The sequence below is a fragment of the Nonomuraea sp. NBC_00507 genome (genome assembly GCF_036013525.1).
Classification (GTDB): domain Bacteria; phylum Actinomycetota; class Actinomycetes; order Streptosporangiales; family Streptosporangiaceae; genus Nonomuraea.
On sequence record NZ_CP107853.1, the window covers coordinates 2302928 to 2327298 of the forward strand.

Annotated in this window: 24 protein-coding genes and 2 tRNA genes; 20 read left to right on the forward strand and 6 right to left on the reverse strand. The window is 67.2% G+C overall.

What is annotated here, in order from left to right; all coding sequences use genetic code 11:
* The first annotated feature begins 84 nt into the window (after positions 1–84).
* The 3 genes from OHA25_RS11710 (at position 85) to OHA25_RS11720 (ending at position 595) form a co-directional block, all read left to right on the forward strand.
* Positions 85–159: transfer RNA gene (locus OHA25_RS11710), tRNA-Asp, on the forward strand.
* Positions 160–164: 5 nt separating this feature from the next.
* Positions 165–238: transfer RNA gene (locus OHA25_RS11715), tRNA-Phe, on the forward strand.
* Positions 239–451: 213 nt separating this feature from the next.
* Positions 452–595 carry a barstar family protein gene (locus tag OHA25_RS11720; RefSeq protein WP_327590963.1) on the forward strand — a complete coding sequence of 48 codons (144 nt, stop codon included), beginning with the start codon at positions 452–454 and terminating at the stop codon, positions 593–595.
* A 148-nt stretch (positions 596–743) separates the two neighbouring features.
* Here the strand turns inward: OHA25_RS11720 and OHA25_RS11725 are convergent, their stop codons facing one another.
* Positions 744–1592 carry a DeoR/GlpR family DNA-binding transcription regulator gene (locus OHA25_RS11725; protein WP_327587591.1) on the reverse strand — a complete coding sequence of 283 codons (849 nt, stop codon included), beginning with the start codon at positions 1590–1592 and terminating at the stop codon, positions 744–746.
* A gap of 294 nt (positions 1593–1886) precedes the next feature.
* Between OHA25_RS11725 and OHA25_RS11730 the strand changes: the two genes are divergently transcribed.
* From OHA25_RS11730 to OHA25_RS11780, 11 genes are all read left to right on the forward strand, one after another.
* The gene (locus OHA25_RS11730; protein ID WP_327587592.1) at positions 1887–3194 is read left to right on the forward strand and encodes an ABC transporter substrate-binding protein; all 1308 of its coding nucleotides are present in this window, start codon (positions 1887–1889) and stop codon (positions 3192–3194) included.
* 61 nt (positions 3195–3255) lie between these two features.
* Positions 3256–4218, forward strand: coding sequence for a carbohydrate ABC transporter permease (locus OHA25_RS11735; protein WP_327587593.1), 963 nt, complete (start codon positions 3256–3258; stop codon positions 4216–4218).
* Positions 4219–4224: 6 nt separating this feature from the next.
* Positions 4225–5067 carry a carbohydrate ABC transporter permease gene (locus tag OHA25_RS11740; protein WP_327587594.1) on the forward strand — a complete coding sequence of 281 codons (843 nt, stop codon included), beginning with the start codon at positions 4225–4227 and terminating at the stop codon, positions 5065–5067.
* A gap of 54 nt (positions 5068–5121) precedes the next feature.
* Positions 5122–5982 carry a ketose-bisphosphate aldolase gene (locus OHA25_RS11745; RefSeq protein ID WP_327587595.1) on the forward strand — a complete coding sequence of 287 codons (861 nt, stop codon included), beginning with the start codon at positions 5122–5124 and terminating at the stop codon, positions 5980–5982.
* A gap of 1 nt (position 5983) precedes the next feature.
* Entirely contained in the window at positions 5984–7195 is a 1212-nt protein-coding gene (locus OHA25_RS11750) for an ADP-dependent glucokinase/phosphofructokinase (RefSeq protein WP_327587596.1), read from the forward strand.
* A gap of 325 nt (positions 7196–7520) precedes the next feature.
* On the forward strand, positions 7521–7787 hold the full coding sequence (locus OHA25_RS11755) for a type II toxin-antitoxin system Phd/YefM family antitoxin (protein WP_175589802.1): 267 nt from the start codon (positions 7521–7523) through the stop codon (positions 7785–7787).
* Positions 7784–8044: a Txe/YoeB family addiction module toxin gene (locus tag OHA25_RS11760; protein WP_327587597.1), complete on the forward strand. Its 261-nt coding sequence runs from the start codon at positions 7784–7786 to the stop codon at positions 8042–8044. Before OHA25_RS11755 ends, OHA25_RS11760 begins: the two co-directional genes overlap by 4 nt.
* Before the next feature lie 89 nt (positions 8045–8133).
* Positions 8134–8346 carry a hypothetical protein gene (locus OHA25_RS11765; protein ID WP_327587598.1) on the forward strand — a complete coding sequence of 71 codons (213 nt, stop codon included), beginning with the start codon at positions 8134–8136 and terminating at the stop codon, positions 8344–8346.
* A 124-nt stretch (positions 8347–8470) separates the two neighbouring features.
* Complete coding sequence (locus OHA25_RS11770; protein WP_327587599.1) at positions 8471–8968, forward strand: hypothetical protein; 498 nt, start codon at positions 8471–8473, stop codon at positions 8966–8968.
* Between the two features lie 150 nt (positions 8969–9118).
* Positions 9119–12121: a helix-turn-helix transcriptional regulator gene (locus tag OHA25_RS11775; RefSeq protein ID WP_327587600.1), complete on the forward strand. Its 3003-nt coding sequence runs from the start codon at positions 9119–9121 to the stop codon at positions 12119–12121.
* A gap of 151 nt (positions 12122–12272) precedes the next feature.
* Complete coding sequence (locus tag OHA25_RS11780; protein WP_327587601.1) at positions 12273–13001, forward strand: expansin EXLX1 family cellulose-binding protein; 729 nt, start codon at positions 12273–12275, stop codon at positions 12999–13001.
* 333 nt (positions 13002–13334) lie between these two features.
* Here the strand turns inward: OHA25_RS11780 and OHA25_RS11785 are convergent, their stop codons facing one another.
* Entirely contained in the window at positions 13335–13529 is a 195-nt protein-coding gene (locus tag OHA25_RS11785; RefSeq protein WP_327587602.1) for a hypothetical protein, read from the reverse strand.
* Positions 13530–13700: 171 nt separating this feature from the next.
* Between OHA25_RS11785 and OHA25_RS11790 the strand changes: the two genes are divergently transcribed.
* On the forward strand, positions 13701–14063 hold the full coding sequence (locus OHA25_RS11790; protein ID WP_327587603.1) for a hypothetical protein: 363 nt from the start codon (positions 13701–13703) through the stop codon (positions 14061–14063).
* A gap of 99 nt (positions 14064–14162) precedes the next feature.
* Positions 14163–14648 (forward strand): hypothetical protein, encoded by a 486-nt coding sequence (locus OHA25_RS11795; RefSeq protein WP_327587604.1) that lies wholly within the window; start codon positions 14163–14165, stop codon positions 14646–14648.
* Here the strand turns inward: OHA25_RS11795 and OHA25_RS11800 are convergent.
* Entirely contained in the window at positions 14639–17521 is a 2883-nt protein-coding gene (locus tag OHA25_RS11800; protein ID WP_327587605.1) for a BTAD domain-containing putative transcriptional regulator, read from the reverse strand. The two genes, OHA25_RS11795 and OHA25_RS11800, sit on opposite strands and share 10 nt — an antisense overlap.
* 241 nt (positions 17522–17762) lie before the next feature.
* On the opposite strand from OHA25_RS11800, the gene OHA25_RS11805 reads away from it, so the two are divergent.
* Complete coding sequence (locus OHA25_RS11805; RefSeq protein ID WP_327587606.1) at positions 17763–18242, forward strand: hypothetical protein; 480 nt, start codon at positions 17763–17765, stop codon at positions 18240–18242.
* Positions 18243–18277: 35 nt separating this feature from the next.
* Here OHA25_RS11805 and OHA25_RS11810 read toward each other — a convergent pair whose 3' ends face one another.
* Both OHA25_RS11810 and OHA25_RS11815 read right to left on the reverse strand, forming a co-directional pair.
* Positions 18278–20311 carry a cellulose binding domain-containing protein gene (locus OHA25_RS11810; protein WP_327587607.1) on the reverse strand — a complete coding sequence of 678 codons (2034 nt, stop codon included), beginning with the start codon at positions 20309–20311 and terminating at the stop codon, positions 18278–18280.
* Between the two features lie 167 nt (positions 20312–20478).
* A complete protein-coding gene (locus tag OHA25_RS11815; protein WP_327587608.1) occupies positions 20479–21084 on the reverse strand; it encodes a TetR/AcrR family transcriptional regulator in 606 nt (201 codons plus the stop codon).
* Between the two features lie 88 nt (positions 21085–21172).
* On the opposite strand from OHA25_RS11815, the gene OHA25_RS11820 reads away from it, so the two are divergent.
* The 3 genes from OHA25_RS11820 to OHA25_RS11830 are packed head-to-tail and all read left to right on the forward strand — an operon-like array spanning position 21173 to position 23827.
* On the forward strand, positions 21173–22330 hold the full coding sequence (locus OHA25_RS11820; protein ID WP_327587609.1) for a DUF418 domain-containing protein: 1158 nt from the start codon (positions 21173–21175) through the stop codon (positions 22328–22330).
* A gap of 40 nt (positions 22331–22370) precedes the next feature.
* Positions 22371–22967 (forward strand): class I SAM-dependent methyltransferase, encoded by a 597-nt coding sequence (locus OHA25_RS11825; protein ID WP_327587610.1) that lies wholly within the window; start codon positions 22371–22373, stop codon positions 22965–22967.
* Positions 22967–23827: a fructosamine kinase family protein gene (locus OHA25_RS11830; RefSeq protein WP_327587611.1), complete on the forward strand. Its 861-nt coding sequence runs from the start codon at positions 22967–22969 to the stop codon at positions 23825–23827. The genes OHA25_RS11825 and OHA25_RS11830 overlap by 1 nt, the downstream gene beginning before the upstream one ends.
* Before the next feature lie 26 nt (positions 23828–23853).
* Here the strand turns inward: OHA25_RS11830 and OHA25_RS11835 are convergent, their stop codons facing one another.
* Entirely contained in the window at positions 23854–24342 is a 489-nt protein-coding gene (locus OHA25_RS11835; RefSeq protein WP_327587612.1) for a hypothetical protein, read from the reverse strand.
* Positions 24343–24371: the final 29 nt, after the last annotated feature.

Genomic DNA, 24371 nt, shown 5'->3' on the forward strand with positions numbered 1-24371 from the left:
AGCGCCTAGCGCACCGCGAAACGGCTGGTCGAAGACCACCGCAGAGCTGGTAAGCTAAGCGAGCGCAAACAGCACGAAACGCAAGGTCCTGTAGAGCAGTTTGGAGTGCTCGCCACCCTGTCAAGGTGGAGGTCGCGGGTTCAAGTCCCGTCAGGACCGCTCTGGGTCAGGTAGCTCAGTTGGTACGAGCGTCCGCCTGAAAAGCGGAAGGTCGGCGGTTCGACCCCGCCCCTGACCACAGCAACTGACCAACCAAGATGCCCCGAAGCGAAGATCGCTCCGGGGCGTTTTTGTGTCTGTGACAACAACACTGACAACAGCGTCGCCGCCCCTGCTGCTGGACCCGTCCATGGCAGGCTGATGTTCGTGTGGTTACCTCCTTGGCCTGCGGCGAAGCATCCGGATCACGGCACGGTGTTGCCCAGGGCGCTTCGGACAGTTCGCCCCCCACATCACTGATGAGGCCGCCTTCTACCTGGCGATGGGAGAGGCGATCAACGGGCCTGGCGGCTACTTCGGCCGGAATCTCGATGCGCTGGACGACTGCCTGCGGTCCTTAACTGGCCGTTCTCCTGTCACGGGGAACGGCCAGTGATGTTGTGAGTCACGCGAGTCATCCGGTCATTTCTGGAGCTTCCGGGCAGTGGTCAGGACCAGGCGGGCGGTGTTCTCGGCTGCCGCGAACTGACCGGCCATGACACCAATCGGCACCCGGACAGGCCACCACCTGGTCGTCACCCGAACTACTGGGGATCTTGATTGCCTTCAGAGGCGTCTTCGACGGTTTCCGGCGTGATCAGTTCTACCTCGTTCTCCGTCAGTGCGTCCAAAAGATCAAGCGGCGGGGTGGAGTCTGTGACGAGGTAGTCGGCGCCCCCGAGTTCGGACACCTGGGCGAAGAGCCGGCGACCGAACTTGGACGAGTCAGCCAGGATCGCCACGCGCGCCGCCCGAGAGATCATCTCTCGCATCATCGCCGCCTCGGCGAGGTTGCTCGTCGTGTACCCGGCGGCCGCTGAAACGGCGCCGACCCCGATCAACGCCAGATCGCAGCTGATGTCCAGCTCGCTTCCGTCGGACGCCTGGAAGCTGACGGGGCCGATGGTGGTCAGCGTGAGAGTGCGGACTGCGCCGCCGAAGAAGTACACGTCGCGGACGGCTGAGGGCGACAGCGCCGGGGGCACGAGCAGACTGTTCGTCACCACTGTCAGGTCTCGATGGTCGCGCAGGTTCCGGGCCACGGCAAGCGTGGTCGTACCGCCGTTCATCATGACGGTTGACCCATCTTTGACCAGCGACGCGGCAAGTACTGCAATCTTCTCCTTCTCGCGTTCTTCCATCTTGAGCCGCACGTCCACGGCCCGGTCGACCCGGGAAAGGGTCGACTGACTGACCGCTCCGCCATAGGTGCGGACCAAGACGCCGTCGGCGCTGAGCTGGTCCAAGTCCCGCCGGATCGTGTCGATGGAGACGCCGAAGCGCTCTGCGAGTGCGCTGACCGTGACCTGCCCGGCCTCTGCGACGTATGCCGCCAGTTGGGCTTTACGTCCTGCAGGTAGACGACGCTGCCGATCCTCTTCGTCAAGAGTCACTGACCCTCCCATCTCTGCGGTAGTTGCGCTACAGATCAACGCAACAGAGGAGTAACACCAGCCTAGAACTGCAGACTACCGCATAACACTGCTCCTTCCGGGCAAGATGCTGCCACGTCAGGAAGTCTGGCGGGTAGAGGTCTCCTCCGCTAGCACACCTCTTCTGTTGTGTGCCGAACTGTGCGGTTTATAGCCGGATTCTGCGGTACTAGGTCTTGTAGGATCGTGTGATGCGTTGTTAATGTGGCGGAAATCGGCAAAGAGCGGTAACACCTGCACAGCAAGGAGGTCGCGATGACCGGAGGCAGCACCCGGTTGCAGGGCCGGACGAGGCGACTGCTCAGGGTGATGGCGGTGGCGGTGATCGGCGCCACGGTCGTGGGGTGTGGTTCTAACTCGGGATCAAGCGCGGGATCAAGCGGGGACGGGACCATCACGCTGGAGTTTGCGCAGTGGTGGGCGCCGGAGCTGCCAACGGGATCGTTCGACAAGCTCATGTCGGAATTCACCGCGCAGAACCCGACCATCAAGGTCAAGCTGTTGAGTGGTCCGTACGCGTCCACGAAGCAGCAGTTGGTGTCCGGAGCGGCGTCGAGGACGCTGCCTGATGTTGTGGGCCTCGACGGTGCATGGGTGAGCGACTTCGCCAAGCAGGGTGCCATCGCTGACCTGTCCGAGCTCATGGCAGCTGCGAAGTACGACTCAAGCCAGCTCGCGAGCCAGATACAGGTCAAGGGGAAGACCTACATGATCCCCGTCGTGAACTTCGTCTACCCCCTGTTCGTCAACAACGATCTGCTCTCGAAGGCGGGGCTCAAGACGCCTCCGAGCACGCGCACGGAGTTCTTGGAGGCGGCCAAGAAGATCAGCGCACTTGGCGGCAACGTCAAAGGCTGGGCCCTGCCACTCGACACCGCTGTTCCCAACGGCGTCCAGAATGACGTGATGTCATGGCTGTGGGCATCGGGCGGCAGCATGCTCACCAAGGACGGGAAGCCCGATCTGACCGGCCAAGGCGTCAAGAGCACCGTGGAGTACGTCAAGAGCTTGAACGACGCGGGCGTCATCTCGCCCGGAGCACTCACCATGAAAGAGCAGGACAAGGTCGAAAAGTTCTCCACCGGTCAGGTCGGCATGGTGATCGATTCCTTGGCCCACATCACGCTGATCAAGAAGAACAATCCCGAGTTGGACTTCACGGTGGTGCCGGTCCCGGCCGAGGACAGCTACACCGGCAAGCGCGGCATCCCGTACGCGTCCTGGGGCATCGGCGTCGCCGAGTCCTCGGAACACAAGACCGAGGCGTTCAAGCTGGTCCAGTTCTTGATGAACAAGCAGGCGAATGCGCAGCTGAGCACGTTGGCGAACGGCTTTCCTGGCAACAAGACGGCCGAGCCGGACTTCAGCAAGAGTGACCCGCTGTTCAAGACGGCCTTCGACATCTACAAGGCGGGATATCCCGCCAACGAGTTCGTGGGGTTGCCGAAGTCCGAAGACCTGATGCGCAGCTTCGATGAGCAACTGCAGCTCGTGCTCACCGGCAAGCAAGGTGTCGACGACGCCCTCAACAATGCGCAACAGGCCTGGACGCCGGTGCTCTGACCTTCCGTACTTCGTGGGCCGCGCCGACCGTGCGGCGCGGCCCCGAACCAAGGAGACATCGATGGAAACCGCGAAACTCGATCCCGCGGCCTCCCCGGGAGCCGCAAAATCGGCATCGGAATCCTCCACGGACGGAAGGAGAAGGACGCGGCCCTTCCCCGTGCAGCGTGTCGTCCCGTACGGCTATCTCTCGCCGACGCTGATATTGATCTTTGTTCTGATGATCATACCCATCGCGATGGTGGTCAGCTATTCGTTCAAGGACAACGTGATCGTCGAGCAGAATCCGGTCTTCGCCGGCCTCGCCAACTACACCACGGTGCTCACCGATCCTGATTTCCTGGCAGCGCTGAAGAACACGTTCATCTTCATCACCGTGAGCACTGTCGCTCACCTCGGCCTTGGGCTGGCCTTCGCGACGATGCTCAACACGCCGTTGCTGAGCGGAGTGACGAAAGCCATCTTCCGCATTGTCTACATCCTGCCCTGGCTGTTCACGGTCGCCGTGATCGCGGTCATCTGGCGGCTCATGCTGGACCCGTCCGGTGTGGTCAACCACATCCTGAGCACGATCGGCGTGATGCGAGAGGAAGTGAGCTGGCTCTCCGACCCGAACATGGCGCTCTGGGCATTGACATTCATCAACATCTGGGCCGGCTTCCCCTTCTTCATGATCAGCATCCTCGCCGGGTTGCAGGGGATCTCGCCCGTTCTGTACGAAGCGGCCTCCGTGGACGGCGCAAGCACTTTCCGCCAGTTTCGCAATGTGACGATTCCACAGCTGAAACCGGTACTCCTCAGCATGGCCGTGCTCGACCTCATCTGGACCTCTCAGCAGTTCGCCCTCATCTGGATGACTACCGGTGGTGGCCCGCTCAATGTCACCGAGATGCTCAGCACCTACACCTACAAGCAAGCCTTCAGCAGTTACGAGTTCGCCACCGCGTCCGCCGCCGCCGTCATCGTCCTGCTGCTCACGATGATTCTGGCCTTCTTCTACGTTCGCCTGCAAAAGGAGAGGTGATCACCCGTGCTCACCCGCAAAAGGCAGCGCGTCGGCGCGAAGATCGCCGTGCTCGCAGGCTTGTGCATCGGCGCGGCCTTCGCCGGCCTTCCAGTCGTGTGGATGCTGTCGACGTCGTTCAAGACCAATGGGGAAGTTTTCCAGGTTCCGCCGCGGCTGATCACCGAGAACTTCTCGTTCGACGCCTACGGAAAGATCCTGGGCGACGAGACGCAGTTGAGGTTTTTCATCAACAGTTACATCGTCGCGATTTCGGTGACGGTCTTGACATTGTTCGTGGCAATCCTGGCGGCGTATGGATTCAGCCGCTACAACTTCCCGCTGAAGCGATCAATCAATGCCGTGATCGTCACTGTTCAGGCCGTGCCGCCCATCACGCTCGTCATTCCCTACTTTGGTCTCGTGGTGGCGCTCGGCCTTTATAATACTTATCCGGGGCTGATCCTCACGCACATGGTGTTCACCTTGCCCTATGCGATCATCATGATGACCGCGTACTTCAACACCCTGCCACGGGAATTGGATGAGTCCGTCAAGGTGGACGGGGCGTCCAGCTGGACGGCTCTCTGGCGGATCCTGGTGCCCATTTCGGTTCCTGGGCTGGTCGCCGTCGGCGTCTACACCTTCATGATCTCGTGGAACGAGTACCTGTTCGCTCTGACCCTCACTCGTACCGACGACATGCGAACCGTTCCCATCGGCATCCAGCTCCTGATGGGCCAGCACTCCTACGAGTGGAATCAGATGATGGCCATGAGCATCCTGGGGTCCATCCCGGTGCTCGTGTTGTTCCTCCTCTTCCAGCGGCGGTTCATCGGCGGCCTCACCTCCGGCGCAGTCAAGGCCTGACACATCGTCCTCGTTCCGAGCGATAATCCACTACCCAGAAGGAGAAATACGGCAATGCTGACGACCGGCAAGGTGCTCTTGGCTGTCGCGAATGAAAGAAACTTCGCCGTGCCCGCCTTCAACATCAGCGACTACGCCATGTTCAACGGCATCGTGGACATCAGCGAGGAGAGGAACGCGCCGCTTTTCATCGGGATCCATCCCGACGAGGTACGGCACATCGGAGTGGACGTGATCGCCGCGATGACCCAACGAGCCCATCGCTCGTCCGTGCCGATCGCGATTCACTGGGACCACGGCGCGACCTATCGGGAGATGCTGACCGCGATCCGGATCGGCTTCACCTCGGTGATGATCGATGCCTCGATGCAGTCCTTCGAGGACAACATCGCGATCTCCAAGAAGGTCGCTGATACCGCGCACGCGGTCGGCGTGTCGGTCGAGGCGGAGCTGGGGACGATCGGCAAGACCGACGGCGAGGCCGAAGACGGCAGCGACGCGATCATCTACACTGACCCGGCGGACGCCGTGACCTTCGTGCAGGCAACGGGGGTGGACAGTCTCGCCGTGGCCATCGGCACCTATCACGGCATTTACCCGAAGACCCTGAAGCCGGAGCTCAAGCTCGACCTGCTGAAGGAAATCAAGGATCGGGTCAAGATCCCACTCGTGCTGCACGGCGGCTCGGGCAATCCTGACGAAGAGATTGCGCAATCGGTCAAGCTCGGTATTAACAAGATTAATATCTCCAGTGACATCAAGCTGGCCTACCACATGAAGATGCGCGAAGTCCTGGCCGATGAGAGCCTGCGTGAACCGCTCTCCATACAGCCGCCGTGCATCGATGCGATGAAGGCGGTGGCCGGGCAGAAGATTGACCTCTTCGAAGCGGCCGGCAAGGCATCTCTGTACTGATATGACCAGTCATGTAGTCCTGGGCTTGGGGGGATGCGTCGACTACGAACTCAAGCTGTCCTCGCTGCTCTTGGAGCAACTTGTCGGCGAGTACAAGATCCACAATGCCGAGCTGACTTCATCGGTCACCGTGACCAACGAGCGCGAACTCGTCATTTCGATTCTCACCTACCTCAAAAAAGGCGGAGGGGGCGAGCACTTCGTCGCCTCCTCCGAATGCCTGAGCGCATTCGCAGCGCGGTTCCCCAAGCGAACAACTCTGGGTGGAACCTCCGTTCGAGCGGCGATGGAGATGAGCCGGCTCGGCGTACCATCCACCCTGCACCTGGTCAGTCTCAACGACATCGTCCGCCGACTGCTGCCGGCAAGCTGCGACTACATCTGTAGCGGCGACCAGGACACCCTCTATCCACACCTGATCGTGCAGTACGACCAGGACATGCTGGTTCGAGCAGGTGACATCGACATCCGTGCGCCGTTTCCGAACAGATTGATCTACGTCAACGACCCGGCGAACGAGTCCATGATGCTGAGTGGTGCACTGGGCTCGTTGCTTCGAGACGCACGGGTCTTTCTGATCTCGGGATTCAACGCGGTACGGGACCAGAGAACTCTTGACCGGCGTCTGTCCACGCTGAGAAGTCACATGCGACAACTTCCGGCCGAGGCGGTCGTCTACTACGAGGATGCCGGATTCCACGAGCCAGGCCTCAGCCAACGGGTCCGCGACGCACTCGTGGAAGTCATCGACATCTACGGACTGAACGAAGACGAGATGCAGTCGCACCTGGGCTATGCCGTCAACTTGCTCTCCGTGACGGAGGTGGCGCGCGCCCTCGAATCGCTGCAAGCTCTCATCCCCGTGACAACCCTGGTTGTGCATACCAAGTATTGGTCGGCAGCATTCGGCGAGAGAGCCGGCGAGTACGCAGAGCCACTGAACGAGGGCATCGTGATCGCCAGCACCCGCTACTGCCATGGAGATGAGTACACCGACCACCACTACGAACTCATGCGGAACCGGCCGAGGCGAACGGAGGCGGTGGAGTTCGCCGCGGCTCTGGAAGGCCGGATGGGCAGGGTTGTTCGTTGCCTGCCTGGCTTCGATCTTGACGTTGCCGCACCCACGACCATCGGGCTCGGCGATGCGTTCGTCGGCGGTTTCCTCGCCGCAGTCTCCCGGGGCGGTTCAAGCAGTCAGGGCATCACGTGAGCTAATCCGCGCCCGCGTCTACCGGCCGTACTTCGCCGCAGTCGTTCAGAAGTTCGTGATCATGGTGTGAGGCGCCGCCTCTGACCACCTCACCTGAACAGCCAAAAACGCCCCGGACGGATCATCGTTCGGGGCTTTTGATCTCCACTGTCAGTAACGTCGCCACTCTTCTGCCTCTACCTCTCGGGCGGAAGCGGAAGTGTGGAGCTTTCGTCACAAGAACCTGCAGCCATTCGCATCTTGATGCAACAGCTTGATGTTTGCGCGTACCCGTGTGCGGATCCACCGCCGCACCTCGATGTACATCATGATGTACACTGATGGCATGAAGGTGATGACCATGTCCGAATCGCGGGCCAACTACGCCGCCACCCTCGACGCCGTCATCGACGACCAGGAAGAGGTCCTCATCACCCGCCCCGGCGGAGAAGGCGTCGTCATGGTGTCGCAGCGCGAATACGAATCGATGCGCGAGACGCTCTACCTGATGGCCTCTCCCGTCAACCGCAGACGGCTGTCAGAGGCGGTCGCCCGTCTGGAGGCCGGAGGCGGCACCGTCCGCGAACTGGCCGATGAGGACGCCACCTCGTGAAGATCCTTTTCGACGAACTCGCCTGGGAGGACTACTGCTACTGGCAGCGAGAAGATCGACGCATCCTCAAAAGGATCAACCAGCTGATCGCCGACATAGCCCGAAACGGGAACGAAGGCATCGGCAAACCAGAGCCGCTGAAGTACGAATGGTCCGGCTACTGGTCCCGGCGTATCACCTCAGAACCCCGGCTCGTCTACCGCGTCAACGACGACACCATCATGATCGCCGCCTGTCGCTATCACTATGAGAAGTAGCATCTGTCCGGCCCGGCAAGCCCAGCATCCCGCCTCGTTCTAGAGAGAAAGTAGGTTTTTCGCTGCCTGCGGCGCTCCTCTTGCGGGATATGCCTGCCGCTCGCGGCTGTGACCAGGGCGATCGTGCCGCCGATGAGCGCCTGGCCCAGCGCTATCAGCAGGCCGGGTCGCCACACGCCTATGTCGGCGAGTTCTTCGACGGTGGTCACCGGTTCGACGTGATGATGCAGGACGCTGCGTTCGCCTACCTGGCGGCGTGGCTGCTGGCCGTAAGCGTGGCGGCGGTGCCGGCCGGAAGATAGTGCGTCGCCATGGACCGTTCTAAGGATTTCTCCCCATGTGTGCTCACACCTCTTAGCCGGATTCTGAGGACATCGCCCCGGGGGGACAGAGTTACCGGGGGCCTTCAACACAGGGGAAAACATCATGCGACGCTCGATCCACCAGCTGCTAGGTCTGGCCGCCGCCACCGCCGTCATAGCCATCGGCGTGCCGGCCGCCGCCACAGCCGCGAACGCCTCCGAAGCCAGGCATCTGGAAACCGCTTCCCAGTCCCAGTCCTTCGACGCCGGCCCCTGGGGCTTCTATTACTCGAAGTCCTACGAGGGCGGTCACGCCTACGCCCGCGCCAGGTCGTACGTGGACGGCAACGGCCGGATCGTCGTCGGCGGCAAGCTCTACGACAAGCGCTCGCCGCAGCGCCTGTGCGGCTACGTGCAGGTCAGGTACGACAACTTCCAGCCCGACGACCGTGAGCCCCAGTACTACTCCGCCAAGCACTGCGGTAGCGGGTACAGGGACTTCCGCTTCTCCGAGTTCGGGGCCAACACGGCGGACTTGAGGGTCTGCTTCACCGACGCCTACCGCGGCAGGCACCTCTGCGGCAAGTGGAAGCGCATCTACACGAGCCAGGGCGACGCGTAAGCGACTGGGGGTTTCGCGAGCGCGCCGGCCGGGGTGCCGGTCCTTGGACACCCCGGCCGGGTGCAGGCAGGCAGTTCGGGCGAGAGGGCGCGCGTGAAACCACGTGGCCAGGTGGGCCGTCACGTATTGGTTCACAAAGGAACTTAAGCGATGATCGAGCCCATGGCGGAGCGGTTGTCGAGTCCTGTCTTCGTGGGACGGGTCGCGGAGATCACCCGATTGGCGGCGGCCCTGGAGCGGGCGGTCGCGGGTGAGCCCTCGACGGTGATGGTGGCCGGCGAGGCGGGGGTCGGCAAGACCCGGCTGCTGGCCGAACTGATCGGCCAGGCCCGGGAGGCCGGTGCGGTCACGCTCGTGGGCGGCTGCCTGGACGTCGGCGACGGGGTGCTCGCCTATGCCCCGGTCGTCGAGGCGGCGCGGTCGCTGGGCGGGATGCTGGACGCGGAGGAGCTGGGGCGGGTTCTTGGTGGGTCGAGGGCCGAGCTGGCACGGCTGGTGCCCGAGCTGGGCGAGCCGGTGGCCGGCGCGGATCCGGTGGCCCCGGCGCGGCTGTTCGAGCTGCTGCTGGGTGTGCTGCACCGGCTGGCAGAACGGCGGCCGGTGCTGCTGGTCGTCGAGGATCTGCACTGGGCCGACCAGTCGACTCGCGATCTGCTCGGGTTCCTGATCCGGAACGTACGCGCCGGAGTCTGCATGGTGCTGACGTACCGGAGCGACGATCTCCACCGCCGCCACCCGTTGCGCCCCTTCCTTGCCGAACTGGGGCGAAACAGCCGCGCCGAGCGGCTGGAAGTCGGAGCTTTCGGCCGCCGGGAGGTAGCGGACCTGCTCGCCGGGATCACCGGCGAGCGTCCTTCGGCGAAGCTGGTGACCGAGATCCGCGCTCGGTCCGGGGGCAACCCCTTCTTCGTGGAGGAGCTGCTGGCCGCCAGCCGCGAGGGGACGGCGATGCCCGCCGCGCTGCGCGATGTGGTGCTGGCCCGGGTGGAGGCGCTGTCCGAGCCGGTTCAGCAGGTGCTGCGGGTGGCCGCGGTGGCCGGCCGGCGGGTCGACCACAACGTGCTCGCCGCGGTGTCGGCTCAGCCGGTGGCGCAGCTGGTCGGGGTGCTGCGTGAGGCGGTCGCCCATCATGTGCTGTCGGCCGAGGAGGGCAGCGAGTCCTACGCGTTCCGGCACGCGCTCGTACAGGAGGCCGTCTACGATGACCTGCTGCCGGTCGAACGTGGACCGTTACATGCCGCCTACGCACGGGCTCTGTCGGACCGGATCGACAAGCGCGCCGGTTCCGCGACCGCCGCGGAGCTGGGGCAGTTGGCGTATCACTGGTATGCCGCCCACGATCTCGGCGCCGCGCTGCTGGCCTGCGTAGGCGCGGGTCAGGCGGCGGAGGCCACGTACGCGCTGGCCGAGGCGCTCCAGCACTACGAGCGGGCGCTGGAGCTGTGGGCGCAGGTGCCGCAGGCGGCGGCCCAGAGCCCGCTGGACCGGGTGACGGTGCTGCGGCGGGCCGCGCAGGCGGCCTTCCTGCTCGGCGAGCACGATCGTGCGATCGCGCTGGCGGAGGTCGCGCTGGCCGAGGTCGCGATGGACGGGACGGAGGCCGGGCGCCGGCCGCTGCGCACCGGGGTGCTCCTGGAGCGGCTGGCGCGCTATCACTGGGCGGCCGGTGACAGCGCGCGTGCGCTGGAGACGATCGAGCGAGCGGTGGCCGCGGTGCCCGCCGAGCCGCCCTCCCGGGAACGCGCTCGTACGCTGGCCGCGCGCGGGCACATGCTCTTGCTGATGAACCGCCACGCGGAAGCACGGGAATGCTGTGAGGACGCGATCGCCATGGCCCGTCAGGTCAACGCGCGGGCGGTCGAGGGGAACGCGCTCAACAGCCTGGCGGCGGCGCTGTCGTTCCTGGGGCGGCTGGACGTGGCCGGTGCGTATTTCGAGGACGCGTTCCGGATCGCCGAGGAGGTCGGCAACACCGACGACATGTGCCGGGCCCGTGTGAACCACGGATACGCCTTGTGGGCCTACGGTCGGTGGGAGGAGGCCGCGAAGCTCAGTCTTGAGGCGTACCGGCTGGCCGCCCGCTTCGGGCTGGTTCGCATGTACGGGCGGTCGGCGCTGGCGGACGCCGCCGAGTCGCTGATCTTCCTGGGCCGCGGGGAGGAGGCGCTGTCGCTGCTGGAGGAGGAGTTCGCCGAGTTCGACTCGCCGACCGGTTTCCTCGACGCCGCGCCGCTTCAGGCCCGGGCCCTGTATCTCCTGCATCGAGGCGACCTGGCCGCGGCCTGGGAGGACCTGGCCGCGGTGCTGAAGAGCACGCCGTTCTCCCTGGATCCCCAGTACGCCGCCCCGCAGTTCGGCCGTATGGCCGCCGTCGCCATGTGGGACGGCAGGCTGGAGGAGGCCAGGGAGGCCGTGGCCGAGGGGCTGCGTCTGCTCGGCGACAGCGACGAGGGCTCGCTGACCATCGAGATGAGCCACATCGGCCTGACGGTCGAAGCGGCGATCGCCGAACGGGCGGTCGCCCAGCGGGACGCCCACGAAGTCGGCCAGGCCCGCCGGATCGGCCGTGTTCTGCTGGAACGTGCCCGTACGGCCGCGGCTCACGTGTCCATCCCCCTGGTGGAGGCCAGGCTGATGAGTGCCGAAGCCGAGTGGAGCAGGATCGAGGGAGCGAGCGACCCGCGGCGCTGGGCCGCGGCGCTGGCCGCCTGGCAGGGGCTCAAGTGTCCGTTCGAGATCGGGTACGCGCGGTGGCGGTACGGCGAGGCGTTGCTGTCCGCCGGCGCCTCCCGCGAGGCTGTGGCCGCCGATCTCATCGAGGGCTGGACCGTGGCACGGGATCTCGGGGCCCGGCTGCTCGCCGAGGAGATCAGCGCCCTGGCCCGCCGGGCCCGCATCGACCTGACGAGCTCGGAGGAGGCACCGGAGCCGAGCGGGCGGTCCGCGGAGCCCGGTGACCGGTTCGGGCTCACTCCGCGCGAACGTGACGTGCTGAAATTGGTGGCCACCGGCCGTACCAATCGGCAGATCGCCCAGGCGCTGTTCATCAGCGACAAGACCGCGAGCGTGCACGTGTCCAACATCCTCGCCAAGCTCGGCGCCGCAAACCGATCGGAGGCTGCGGCGATCTCCCACCGGCTGGGTCTCGGCTGATGGGGCCGAGCCGGGCTCCATCGGCGTGCGGTCGGTTTCGGGTGCACTGACCCGGACATAGATCGCGTGTCTGAATATCTGACGCTTTACCGTACTGAGATGTACCGATTTCGCTACTGTCGCATCCATCCCGCACGAGAGGAACCCCTGGATGCGACGCTTACCCTTCGTCCTCGCCGCCGCGCTCACGGCGACCTCGCTCCTCCCCGCACCTGCCCTGGCGAAATCCGCCCGGAGCGGCGAGAGCGCCGCAGCCACCCGCGCGCCCGCGAAGCCGGTCGTAGGCAAGGCGACCAGAGGGAAAGCCACCTTGTACGAACTCCAGTCCGGGGGCGGTAACTGCTCATATCCGTCGCCTCCCGCCGACAACCTCTACGTCGCGCTCTCTCCGCGCGAGTACGCCGCCGCGGCCGCCTGCGGCGGCTACCTGAACGTCACCGGGCCGAAGGGCACCGTCCGGGTTAAGGTCGTCGACCAGTGCCCGGAGTGCCCGGCGGGGCACATCGACCTGAGCCGCACGGCCTTCGCCCGCGTCGTGGACCCCGGCAAGGGCACAGCGGTGGTCAGCTACCGCCCGGTCGGCAACCCGCGAGTCGGCAGACCGCTCTCCTTCCGCGTCAAGGAGGGCTCGTCGCAGTGGTGGCTGGCCCTGCTGGTCATCGACCACGGCAATCCGCTCGCCTCGGTCGAGGTGAAGGCCGCCGGCGGCGCGTGGCGCAAGCTGGCCCGGGCCGACTACAACTACTGGATCGCCCAGTCCGGCGCGGGCCAGGGCCCCTTCGCCGTACGGGTTACCGACACCCGCGGCCACCGGGTCACGGCCAACGGCGTCCGTCTGGCCCCCGCCGTCATTCAGCGCTCCACCACGAAGATGTACTGACACGAGCCGGTGCTGTTCAGCTGGTGGCCTGCATGGCCGCAGGCTGTCGGCTGCGGGCGGTCTTGAGCATGAGCACGGTCAGCACGGCTCAGGTGACCGCCTCGACCAGCGGCCCCGGATCGCCCAGCGCCATGGTCAGTGGCCGATGATGGCAAGGCGCCGCTTGGCTTCACGATCGAGCGGGGACTCGGGTCCGACTTCGGGGCTGATCAAGGGTGGCGACCGGCTCGCAGATACCGACGAGTCCGGCACAAACCATCTGATCCCATTCAGCGCCGACCTGACCGCGGTAGAAGCGGACCAAGGCGCTGGTATCGATGAGATACAGCTCCGTCACGCCACGCCTTGGTGTGCGTTGTCGCCCTTATCGATGACGGAGAAGTCGATCTCACCCTCTGCGACCATCGCGCGCATGCGGGTCACGGCCGCCGCCCGCCTTCGTCGATCAATGATCTCTCGTAGGGCGGCGTTGACCGTGTCCTCCTGCCACTCCTTGAACAACGCAGGTACACGTGTGTTACTGATCATGGCCTACAGGACCGGCAATGTGGCCGGCACCTCGCGAGGCATCGGAGAGCTGGCAGTTCACGCGGTCCTGCCTTGGGACAGTACGCGCAGCGGACCATGGCCAGCTGGACGTGAACGGACGATATGGCCCTTGGGCGGACATGGAGAGCCACTCGTATCCAGAATGGGTGGGTGACGGCGGATCTGGCGGGGATGACGGAGCGTGAGTACTTCGCTCACGTGGCCAAGCGGCTGGGCATGTTCGTAGTCGGCTCGAAGCTTGCCGGGATCGAAGGGTTCCTGGACGGCTACGACGAGCATGCGCGGCGCCATGGAGGCCCAGGCCTGCAAGGGTGGCGAGAATGGCTGGTGGCTCGGCGGGGCCAGGAATGTAGCCTCGCCTGGCATGGGCAGGTGCGCCTTATCGCCTACCCGACGGCCGGAATCAGGGGGGATCTGACGCCGGAAGAGGAATCTCGGATCATCGAGGTTCTCTTTGAATTGCTCGATGAGTTTCTCGCTGAGCGTGAACGCTTGGGCGCCCAGGCGTTCTAGGGCATCCGCGCCGACATCGGAGGTTGTCCGGCTCCATAGGTGGTGCGCCGCGACGTGTGGGGAATGACGCTTCAGGTCTGACAGGTTGGAGTCTTCACGATGAACAACGTCTCGCTGCGCTTGGAGCGCACGACTGATCGTGATGTCCATGGCGACTTAATCCTGCGACTGGGCACTTATCGGCATGTCTGCGATTCGTACTATCTAGCCATCGACGAGTCCGCACAGGCAGGTCAGGACGTCGCGGATGGGCTCGTGCGCCTCCTCGACCAGTGGGGCGAGCACCTTCAGCGGGTGCGGGCCACCGGAGGCACCGTCTTTCTGCCCTTCGATTTCTCGGACCAATGCACGGCCTGGTTGCGCGTCTCGTCGCCGGGCGGAAGCCAAGCCATCGTTCAGGCAGGCTGGAGCAGCATCGAGGGGTGGAGCTTCTCCCCCTCAGACTTCGCTGAGACCGCGGCGAGGATCCATGACTTCAAACCCGTCATCAATGCTTCCGTCGAGTGTGATCTTGACGATCTCATCGCAGCAGTCGCGCAGAACCAGGACTCACTCGCCCTCCGCCGTACGTTCCGTCAGGAGTAGTCGTTGCGCAGGACCGTCTGCCGGCCGTCGTCGCCCGGGGTGGTCACGATGAGGCGGCGCGCCATGGCGGTGGCGTCCTGCTTCGTGAGGCTCGCCCCCATGGCCGTCGCCTCCTCGTACACCTCCGGCGAGAGGGCGGTGCGCACGGCGGCCACGTTCCGGGGGCCGTCCAGCGGGTCCATGAGCTCGGGGGAGTAGCCCACCCGGGAGCCGATGGCCGAGACCGTGCCCAGGAGCATCGCGCCGTCCGCCGCCCGGCCGGCCATGCCGAGGGCGCCGGCGAGCACGTGGGCACAGGCCAGCCAGGAGGTCACGTCCTGCACGCGGTCCAGGTGCACGACCAGCCGGGCCGCCTGCTGGACCGCCCGGCCGGTGTCGCCCAGGTCCATGGCGACCTTCGCCCCGATCCAGCCCGACGAGCAGTACGCCCAGTCGTGGCCGCAGGCCTCGGCGATGTCGGCGGCCTGCACGAGCTGCCCGGCGGCGAGCAGCGGATCGCCGGCCACCCTGGTGATCTGTCCGCGCACCATCATCAGCTCGGCCTCGACCCATGGCAGCCCCGCCGCCCGTACATGCGTCCAGCCCGCGGCGAGCGTGCGCTGCGCCTGGTCCGGGTCGCCGCTGAGCTGGAGGAAGTACGCCCGGTACGGCAGGGCGCGGGCCATGACCTCGACGTCGCCGATGGCCTCGGCCTCCCGCAGTGCCAGCACGACGTCGTCGTTCCCGGCGAACGGGTCGCCTGCCAGGTAGCGGAGCAACGCCCGCCCGATCAGCGCCTGCCCTCGCCCGGGGTGGTCGGCGCCTGCGCGGTCGAGGGCCTCCGACAGTCGCGCGATGCCTTCGTGCACGTCGCCGTTGCGATACCAGAACCACGACAGCGCGCTGGCGATGCGCAGCGCGGAGTCCCCGTCGCCCGTGGCCAGGGCGTGGCTCAGCGCGGCACGTGTGTTCGCCTGCTCGTGCCGGAGCCTGCGCAGCCACAGCTCCCCGTCGAAGGTGCGCAGGCGCCGTTCGGCCGTCTCGGCCAGCTCGACCGCCCACGCGAGATGGCGGCCGGCCCAGCGGGCCCGTTCGTCGCCGGACAGCGTGCGAAGGGCGTACTGCCGTATGGACTCCAGCATCCGGTAACGCCGGGGCGCGGCGGCGCCGTCCACGGTGACCAGCGATTTGGCGACGAGGCCACCCAGTCTGTGCAGCACCGCCGGAGGCCCCGCCACCCGCTCGGCCGCCTCCAGGTCGAAGCCGCCCTCGAAGAGGCTCAGGCAGCCGAGCAGCTCCCTCTCGGGCGCGGTGAGCAGGCGCACGCTCGACGTGATGGCCGCTTCCAGGCTTCGATGGCGCTCCGGGGCGGTACGGGAGCCGGTGGCCAGCAAGGCGAACCGATCGTGGAGCCCGTCGGCGATCTGTTCCAGGGACAGGACGCGGGTCTGGGCCGCCGCGAGCTCGATGGCCAGGGGGAGGCCGTCCAGCTCCCGGCAGATCCGGGAGATCAGCTGCCGTTCGTCGTACCGTGGTTGCCGGCCGGGACGGACCGCGAGGGACCGCTCCGTGAAAAGCTCGGCGGCCGCCCCATCGGGGTCCAGCGGCGGCAGGTCCCAGGTCGCCTCGCCCGTGACGGCCAGCTGCTCCCGGCTCGTGGCGAGGAGCCGCAGGCCGGGACAGAGGGACAGCAGCGTCTCCGCCAGTGGCGCGACCGCGTCGACCAGATGCTCGCAGTTGTCGAGGACCAGCAGCATCTCCCGGTCGCCGATCGACGCGGCGAGATGGTCGGTGCTGCCCGTGATGGCCGTGCCCATCGCCGCGCCGACCGCGGCCGGCAGCAGCCCGGCGTCTGTCACGTCGGCGAGGAGGGCCAACCAGGGGCCGTCTCCGTCCTGGTGCTCGCGGGCGATCTCCAGAGCCAGGCGGCTCTTGCCGGCGCCGCCGGGACCGGTGATCGTCACCAGCCGATGCGCGGTGAGCAGGTCCTTCACCGCGGCCACGGCGGCATCACGCCCGATGAGACGGGTCAGCGGCGCCGGAAGCCGCGGGCGGGCAGGCTCCTTCGGCTCGGCGGGCTCGATGATCGCCGCCGCCTCCTTCGGAGCCCGCCAGTCCAGGGCGGGGTCCTGCCGGAGCACCGCCGCCTCCACGGCGCGCAGTGAAGGGCCGGGGTCCACGCCGAGCTCCTCGATCAGTTGCTCGCGTGCCGAGCGGAGTGCGGCCAGGGCGTCTCCCTGGCGGCCGCTCCGGTACAGGGCGAGCGCGAGCAGCTCCCAGGACCGCTCGGCCAGCGGGTGCTCGCGGACCAGTGACTCGAGTTCGCCCACCGCCTGGACGGTCGCGCCCATGGAGAGGCGGGCCGCCGCGTGGTCCTGGCGGGCGGCCAGCCGGGCGTTGTCCAGGCGGGCGATCTCGGCGTTGGCCACCTGGGAGTTGCCGAGATCGGCATACGCGGGGCCGCGCCACAGCGCGAGCGCGGTCGAGAGGCTCTCCGCCGCCGCCGGTGGATCGTCGGGCAGCAGCCTCGCGCCGCGCTCGGCCAGAGCGGCGAAGCGTTCCGAGTCCACCGCTTCCGGCCTGACGCGCAGGACGTAGCCCGGACCCTGGCGGTCGAGCAGGCCCGTGGCCGCGCGGGGGAGCCGGTCTGGTTCCAAGGTCTTTCTCAGCCTGGTGATGTACGAATACAGGGTGGCCACGGCACTGTTCGGAGCCTGTTCTCCCCATACCGCGTCGATGATGCGATCGGTGGTCACCACCTTGCCCTGCGCGATGAGGAGTGTCGCCAGCAGGGCTTTGACGCGGGTGCCCCCGAGGTCGAGTGGTTTGCCCGCGTGGGTTACCGCCAGTGGGCCCAAGACGGAGAAGCGGAGGCCGGCAGGTTCAGCGCTCACCTATGGACCGTTCCCTCTGTAGCAAAGCTCCGCGCAAATGCGGATATGCCCGCTGTTATACCTCAAAGCATATTTTTCGCCAATCGAACACCACTGCGCACGATAGTGGCGAGGTCAGGGCGGGACCGCCGGCTGTGGCCTCCGTGAGCGGGCACCTGGTTCAGCCACTCCTGCTCGCCGGGACGGACTCGATTTGTGCCGGAGACAAAATCGCGATCTGCGGCTGCCATCGTCTGGCCTCGTGATCCGTCACCCATTCGCGGTCGTGTGCCTGGCGGGCGCACTGGTCGGCTGCGGCGCGTCCTTCGCCGGTTCCGGTGAGACGGCGTCCTCCACCGGGGTGCCTCCGCCCGTCCCTGCGGGGCAGACCGTGCACCCCGCCGCGAAGCGATTTCACGCCACCGGACTGCGGCCAGGTGACTGCATCGAACCGCTGCCCATGGACCTCATCGTGACGGTGGTGCCCTGTACGGTGCCGCATGCGGCGGAGTTCGCCACCACGTACGTGGTTCCCGAAGGCCCATGGCCGGGGGTCGCCGAGGTGCGGCGGCTGAGCCGGGACGGGTGCCGGCCCAGGATGCGGTACGTGCCGTCAAGGAGAGACGAGGTCAAGATCGGCGTGCTCGTCCCGGCGGCGGAGGATTGGCCGAGGTCCAGGACGTCGTACTGCCTGGCTGTGCCGTCGAACGGTGGCAAGCTCGCCGGGCGGGTCATCTTGTGATCGCGGCCCGGCCAGCCGGCCGGGCCGCGTGTTGGCTAGGCGCCCCCGCAGACGGTTCCGTTGAGGGTGAAGACCGTGGGCAGGACGTTCGGGCCGCTGTAATTGCCGACGAATCCGATCGTGGTCGACGCGCCCGTGGCGAGGGAGCCGTTGCCGGACTCGTTCACGACCTTGACGTCCGACCCGGTCTGCGTCCAGACGGCGCTCCAGCCGCTGCCGAGGCTCTGCCATGGCCTCGGCCAGGTGAAGTTCAGAGTCCAGCCGTTGATCGGCGCACCGTTGTTGGTGATCTCGATGGCGCCGACGTAGCCGCTGGCCCAGTCGGTCTGGTTGGTGAGCTTCACGGTGCAGGAGCTCGTGGCGGGAGTGCTCGTGGTGAAGGTCAGCGGTGGGGAGGACCAGGAAACGCCGCCGCCGCTGTCACGGGCGATCACGTTGACCGTGTAACGGGTGCCCGGCTTGAGGTTGTGCACGGTGAACGACGTGCCGGTCGTCTCGCCGAGTTGTTCGCTGATGGCTGCGTTCTGGCGGTGGATCTCGTACTTGGCGATCGGGCGAGCGCCGGGGGAGGCGGCGGGCCAGGAGATCGTGGCGGTCTTGTCCGTGATGTTCGAGGCGGCCGGCTGACCTGGGGCGGCCGGGAGACCGGTCTGGGACGAGGCGGGGCGCAGGACGAGCGTGGTGAGGGAGAGCGGGGGCAGCGCCGGGCTTTCCGCGGTCGAGGTGGTGATGCTCGTGGCGCCGTTGGTGTGGGTCAGTACGGTGGCCGCACCCGACGCCGGGCGGAAGCCGGAGTAGTCGAGCGTGATCGGGTACGACGTGTCGGACGAGGTGTTGATCAGCATGACCGCCAGGTCGCCGTTGGGACGGCGGGCGGCGTGGGCGGTGACCTTCGGCTGGTCGGTCGCGGCGCGGACGAACTGGTCCCCTGGGCGGGCGAACTTGCTCATCATCTGCAGCGCGTAGTACGGCGCGAAGGGCGTGTTCAGCGGCGGCTCGCAGACCGAGTTGTCGGAGGTGCACGTCGCGCTCGACAGCAGGCCGAAGTCGCCGTAGTCGGTGTGGCCTTCGACCTGCGTGACGGGGCCGATGCCGTTGTGGACGTTCCACCAGTCGACCGTGAACACCCCGTTCGCCAGCAGCGTCGCGTACGCGTCGGCGGCGGCCAGGGCGCCGGGCTGGGTGGTCGTGCCGGCACTGCTGCTGCCGGTGTTGAACTCGGTCATCGCGATGCCGATCCGCTCCGACCCGGGTCCGGCGTACTTGGCGATCTGCTCGCGGGTGAGGTGGATCATGTCGGGTACGTGGCCGGTCTTGTCCAGGGCGCCCGGATACCAGTGCAGGATCACGAAGTCGATCTTCGGGCCCGCCATGGACAGGACGACCTTGTTCCAGGTTCCGGCGTCCCCTTCGCCGACGAGCCCGTCGGGCCAGTTGGCCGAGGTGGTCAGCACGGCGCCGATCTTGATGGTCGGGTCGACCGCCTTCATGGCGTCGGAGTAGGCCACGACGTGGCGGGCGTACTCGGCCGGGCTCTTGTCGGCATGATTGTCCGCCTCCCAGGCGGAGCCGTAATGGCCGTTGCCGTAGTTCTCGTTGCCGATCTCCCAGTACTTGATGCCGTAGCCCTTGGTGACGTTGGCATGCCGCACCCAGGCCGCGGCCTCCTCGGCGGTCCCCGTGCCGTAGTTGGCGGTCACCATCGCCTGGGCTCCGGTCCGGTGCACACCGCTCATGAACGTGTCGAAGTCGGTGTTGGGCGCTACATATCCGCCGGGGGCGGTGTGGTCGGCCCAGTGGTAAATGTCGGAGTAGGAGCCACCCGGATACCGCAGGACCTTCGTGCCCATGTCCTTGAGCAGGTCGGCGGTCTCGTTGGTGCCCAGGTTCGTGTCCCAGATCGCATGGTTGGTGCCGATGCCCGTCTGGGGGACGGTGGCGAGTGCGGCGCGGGCGTTGACGGTCACCGCGACAGGGGTGACCTCGTCGTCGGCGTACGCCGCGGGGGCGGACAAGGCGGTCAGCGACAACAGGATCACGGACGCGGCTCGTAACAGGGTCTTCGGCATCGGCGCTCCTCGCCATGGATAGCGGTCACCACTCGACGCCCCCTCCTGACCAGGAGGCAGCATGATCATGAGGTCATGGCGCCACGACCGTCAACCGGACCTGAAACTTTCACCGCCGGGGGCCGGAGTGACGCGGGTTTCAGCTCGATCCACGCTTAAGGGGCCACTTAAGAGGCGGGGCGCGGGCCGAGTCCGATGGCGGGCAGGATGGCCTGGTCGACGATGGCTTCCAGGTCGGCGTCGTTCGGCGGCGTCCCGGTGTCGATCAGGCGCTTGGTGACGAGGGCCTCGCCGATGTCGGCCACGACCGGCGTCAGCAGCTCTGCGGGGAAGTGGCCGCGTTCGGCGTAGTGGCGGAGCACGGTGCTCGTGAACGTGCCGCCCCGGTTGGCGAAAACCTGCTCGAACAGCGCCTGGCTCACCCGCGGAGAGCCCTTGGGGTCGGTGAGTATCGACGCGACCGCGCGGCCTGCCGGGCTGAGCGCCCAGTCGACCATGAGCCGGAGGGCGCGGACCAGGTCTCCGCGCAGGTCGTCGGCGCCGGGCGTCGGCTCCTCGACCGGGTGCAGGTGGTAGAGCGCGTCCAGGAGCACCTCGATCGGGTCGGACCAGCGCCGGTACAGCGTGGTGCGGGGCGTCGCCGCTCGCTTGCCGATCCCGTCCATGGTCAGCCGCGCGACCCCGACCTCGGCCACCTCTTCCAGCACCGCGGTGTGGATGGCGTTGATCAGCTCTTCGCCGCGGCGGCGGGTCCGGGCGTTGTGCTCGCTCATCCTCGACCCCGCTTGCTTAGGTACACGGCTGTAGCTTACCGTGAGTCCATAAGCTACATTCGTGTATCTAATTCTCGAGGGATGAGTCATGTCCATCGCCCCATCTGCTCCGCCTCCAGGCGCTGTGCCGCTCGATCGGCGCTCTCTCGCCCCCGATCTCGCCCGGGGGCTGATGCTGCTGCTCATCGCGGTGGCGCACGCGCACATGTACCTGTCCGGCCACCAGACCGGCTTCCGCGGCTACGCCCTCGACGGCGGTCCCGTGGACCGGCTGGTCGCCGGGGTCCAGATCCTGCTGGTGGACGGGCGCGCGTTGCCCATGTTCGCCGCCCTGTTCGGCTACGGTCTCGCCCGCCTGGCGAACAGGCAGCTCGCCGCGGGCAAGAGCTGGGCGCAGGCGCGGCGGGTGTTACGCCGCCGGAGCTTGTGGCTGCTGGCGTTCGGGTTCTGCCACGCGCTGCTGCTGTTCTTCGGCGACATCCTGGGCGCGTACGGGCTGGTCGGGCTCCTGCTCATCGGGTTCGTACGGCGCGACGACCGGGCCGTGGTGCGGGCCGCCGTTGCCGGGCTGGTCCTGCATGTCGTCGTACTCGTCGGGTTCGGGCTGCTCACCGTCTCCGCCCCCAGGGGGGACACGCCGGCGGCGATGGCCGAACCGGTCGCGGCGATGGTGATGCGGGTGATCGGGTGGGCCGCGATGACGCCCACGTACTTCGCGGTGAGCGTTGTGCCGGCCTTCCTCTTCGGGATCTGGGCGGCGCGCCGCCGGTTGCTGGACGAACCGGGTGCGCACCGGGCGTCGCTCTCCCGGATCGCCGTCATCGGGGCGGGCGTGTCGGTCGCAGGCGGGGTGCCGTTGATGCTGATCGACACACAGGCCTGGACGCCGTCAGTGGCGATCTCCGTGTCGGCGTACGCGCTGCACAGCGTGACCGGCATCGCCGGCGGGCTCGCGTACGCGGCCATCGTCGGGCTGGCGACGGGGCGGCGCCGGTCCCCGGTGATCAACGCCCTGGCCGCGTGCGGGCAGTGGTCGCTGACCTGCTACCTGCTGCAATCGGTGATCTTCGTCGTGGTGTTCGCCCCGTACGCCGGAGGACTCGGCGCTCGTGTCGGCGACGCCGCGGCCTCCGGGATCGCCGTGCTCACGTGGCTCGCCACCGTGGTGCTCGCCGCGCTGCTGGCACCGCGTGGGCACCGGGGACCGGCCGAGGCCCTTCTGCGCCGGTTGACGTACATCAGGTGAGGCTGTGATCATCCTCGAGCCGGACGAATGAAAGGACAGCATGCCTTTCAACCACAACGATCACTACCATCGCACGCTCCTGCGCCGGGTGCCGAAGGGTTGCCGGACCGCGCTGGACGTCGGCTGCGGGACCGGCCGGTTCGCGCGGCGGCTCGCGAGCCTCGGGATCCAGGTCGACGCCGTGGACCCGGCGGCGGAGGTGATCGAGGCCGCCGAAGCCGAAGGCGGGGGTCCGCGTTTCCACCACGCCGACATCACCGAGATGGAGCTGCCAGAGGGCCGCTACGACTACATCTCCTGCCTGGCGAGCATCCACCACGTGCCGTTCGGCACCGTAGCCAAGCTGCGTGACGCGCTCGCGCCCGGAGGCGTGCTGGCCATCCTGGGCTGCTATCCGGAGCGGTCGGCCGTGGACTACGCGTGGAGCCTGGCCGCCATTCCAGTCAACGCGGCCACTCGGCTCGCCGTCGCCGCCGCGGGGCCTCGGGGGCGGGCGGAGGGCACGCGGGCGCCGGTCATGCGCCCCGAGATGTCGTTGGAGGAGATCCGGAAGGAGGCGGCCACGTTACTGCCCGGGGCGACCATCCGGCGGTTGCTCTTCTGGCGATACCTGCTCGTCTACCGGGAGCCGAACTGATGGATCAGCTTCTCACCCGGCTGCGCGCAGCCGGATTCGACGCCGTCGCCGCCGACCCGGCGCCCGGCGGGGTGGTGGCCATGGCAGGCATGGCCACCCTGCGGGACGGCTCCCGGGTGTTCGCGAAGACGCTGAACGGCGCCGGGGCCGATCTCTTCGAGATCGAGGCCGAGGGGCTGCGGGTGTTGCGCGGCGCCGGTGCCGCCGCCCCCGAAGTGCTGGCGGTGACACCCGACCTGCTCGTCCTGGAGCCGCTGCGTCCGCGTCAGGACGACGACGAGCGGTTCTGGGAAGAGCTCGCCCGTACGGTCGCCGCCGTGCACACCGTCGCCGGTGAGCGATTCGGCTGGCACCGGGACGGCTGGCTCGGGCGGCTGCGTCAGGACAACACCTGGGACGAGGACGGGCACGCCTTCTTCGCCCAGCGCCGCATCCTGCGCTGGCTCCCGGAGCCGCTGGTGGAGGCCGCCTTCGACAGCGAGGAGCGCCGATCGCTCGAACGGCTCTGCGCGGCGCTACCCGACCTCCTGCCGCCCCAGCGGCCGGTGCTGACGCACGGCGACCTGTGGCGCGAGAACATCCTGGCCGACCGCGCGGGCGGCCCCGCGCTGATCGACCCCGCCGTCTCCTACAGCTGGGCCGAGGCCGACCTGAGCATGCTCTGGTGCGGGCCACGCCCGCCGGCCTCCGACCGTTTCTTCGCCGCGTACGCCGAGGCGGCGCCCCTGGCCGACGGCTGGCGGGAGCGCCTGCGGGTCTTCCACCTCCGCGAGCTGCTGAGCGACATCGCCCACGACGACAACGGCCAGGGCGCCGCACAGGAGGTACGCGAGATCATCGCGCCCTTCCGGCCGCGTTAGTCCTGCGGCGAGCTGACCAGGCGTGGTCAGGCGCCGAGTTCCCGCCTCTTCGACGTCAGGGAGGCCAGCAGGAGCATGAGCGCGCTCTGGGCGAGCATGCCGGGCGCGAGCGGCGGGGCGAAGCCGACGGTCTTGGTGGCCGCGTACCACCACTGGCTGAGCGGCGAGAGCGTGCTCCACTCGGCGTCGGACCCACCCGCGCCGTAGTTGACCGAGATGTGCACGAAGACGCCGTACGCCGCCGTGAGCAGCACGACCGCGGCCAGGACGCGGACCACGGTGACTGTGCGCGGGGAGTCGCCGTAGGCGAGCATGACCAGGGCGAGCGTGAGGAGCGCGAGCGCCGCCCAGGGGATCAGCTGGGTCAGGTTCCCCCAGTGGCGTTCGAAGGCGAGCTCGAAGACGGCGCCCGCGATGCCGATCGCGACCAGTGCCAAGAGTCCGAGACGCAGCGAGATCGTGCCTGTTTGGGCGAGCCTGCGGCGGCCTGGCGCCCGCTCCGAGGTTGAGGTCATGCCACTGACCCTTACCCGGCTGATTCAGA

Coding starts and splice junctions, on each gene's coding strand:
- OHA25_RS11730 (WP_327587592.1), top strand. CDS start 1,887: ATGACCGGAGGCAGCACCCGGTTGCAGGGCCGGACGAGGCGACTGCTC.
- OHA25_RS11735 (WP_327587593.1), top strand. CDS start 3,256: ATGGAAACCGCGAAACTCGATCCCGCGGCCTCCCCGGGAGCCGCAAAA.
- OHA25_RS11745 (WP_327587595.1), top strand. CDS start 5,122: ATGCTGACGACCGGCAAGGTGCTCTTGGCTGTCGCGAATGAAAGAAAC.
- OHA25_RS11750 (WP_327587596.1), top strand. CDS start 5,984: ATGACCAGTCATGTAGTCCTGGGCTTGGGGGGATGCGTCGACTACGAA.
- OHA25_RS11755 (WP_175589802.1), top strand. CDS start 7,521: ATGAAGGTGATGACCATGTCCGAATCGCGGGCCAACTACGCCGCCACC.
- OHA25_RS11765 (WP_327587598.1), top strand. CDS start 8,134: ATGCCTGCCGCTCGCGGCTGTGACCAGGGCGATCGTGCCGCCGATGAG.
- OHA25_RS11770 (WP_327587599.1), top strand. CDS start 8,471: ATGCGACGCTCGATCCACCAGCTGCTAGGTCTGGCCGCCGCCACCGCC.
- OHA25_RS11775 (WP_327587600.1), top strand. CDS start 9,119: ATGATCGAGCCCATGGCGGAGCGGTTGTCGAGTCCTGTCTTCGTGGGA.
- OHA25_RS11780 (WP_327587601.1), top strand. CDS start 12,273: ATGCGACGCTTACCCTTCGTCCTCGCCGCCGCGCTCACGGCGACCTCG.
- OHA25_RS11785 (WP_327587602.1), bottom strand. CDS start 13,529: ATGATCAGTAACACACGTGTACCTGCGTTGTTCAAGGAGTGGCAGGAG.
- OHA25_RS11795 (WP_327587604.1), top strand. CDS start 14,163: ATGAACAACGTCTCGCTGCGCTTGGAGCGCACGACTGATCGTGATGTC.
- OHA25_RS11810 (WP_327587607.1), bottom strand. CDS start 20,311: ATGCCGAAGACCCTGTTACGAGCCGCGTCCGTGATCCTGTTGTCGCTG.
- OHA25_RS11815 (WP_327587608.1), bottom strand. CDS start 21,084: ATGAGCGAGCACAACGCCCGGACCCGCCGCCGCGGCGAAGAGCTGATC.
- OHA25_RS11820 (WP_327587609.1), top strand. CDS start 21,173: ATGTCCATCGCCCCATCTGCTCCGCCTCCAGGCGCTGTGCCGCTCGAT.
- OHA25_RS11825 (WP_327587610.1), top strand. CDS start 22,371: ATGCCTTTCAACCACAACGATCACTACCATCGCACGCTCCTGCGCCGG.
- OHA25_RS11830 (WP_327587611.1), top strand. CDS start 22,967: ATGGATCAGCTTCTCACCCGGCTGCGCGCAGCCGGATTCGACGCCGTC.
- OHA25_RS11835 (WP_327587612.1), bottom strand. CDS start 24,342: ATGACCTCAACCTCGGAGCGGGCGCCAGGCCGCCGCAGGCTCGCCCAA.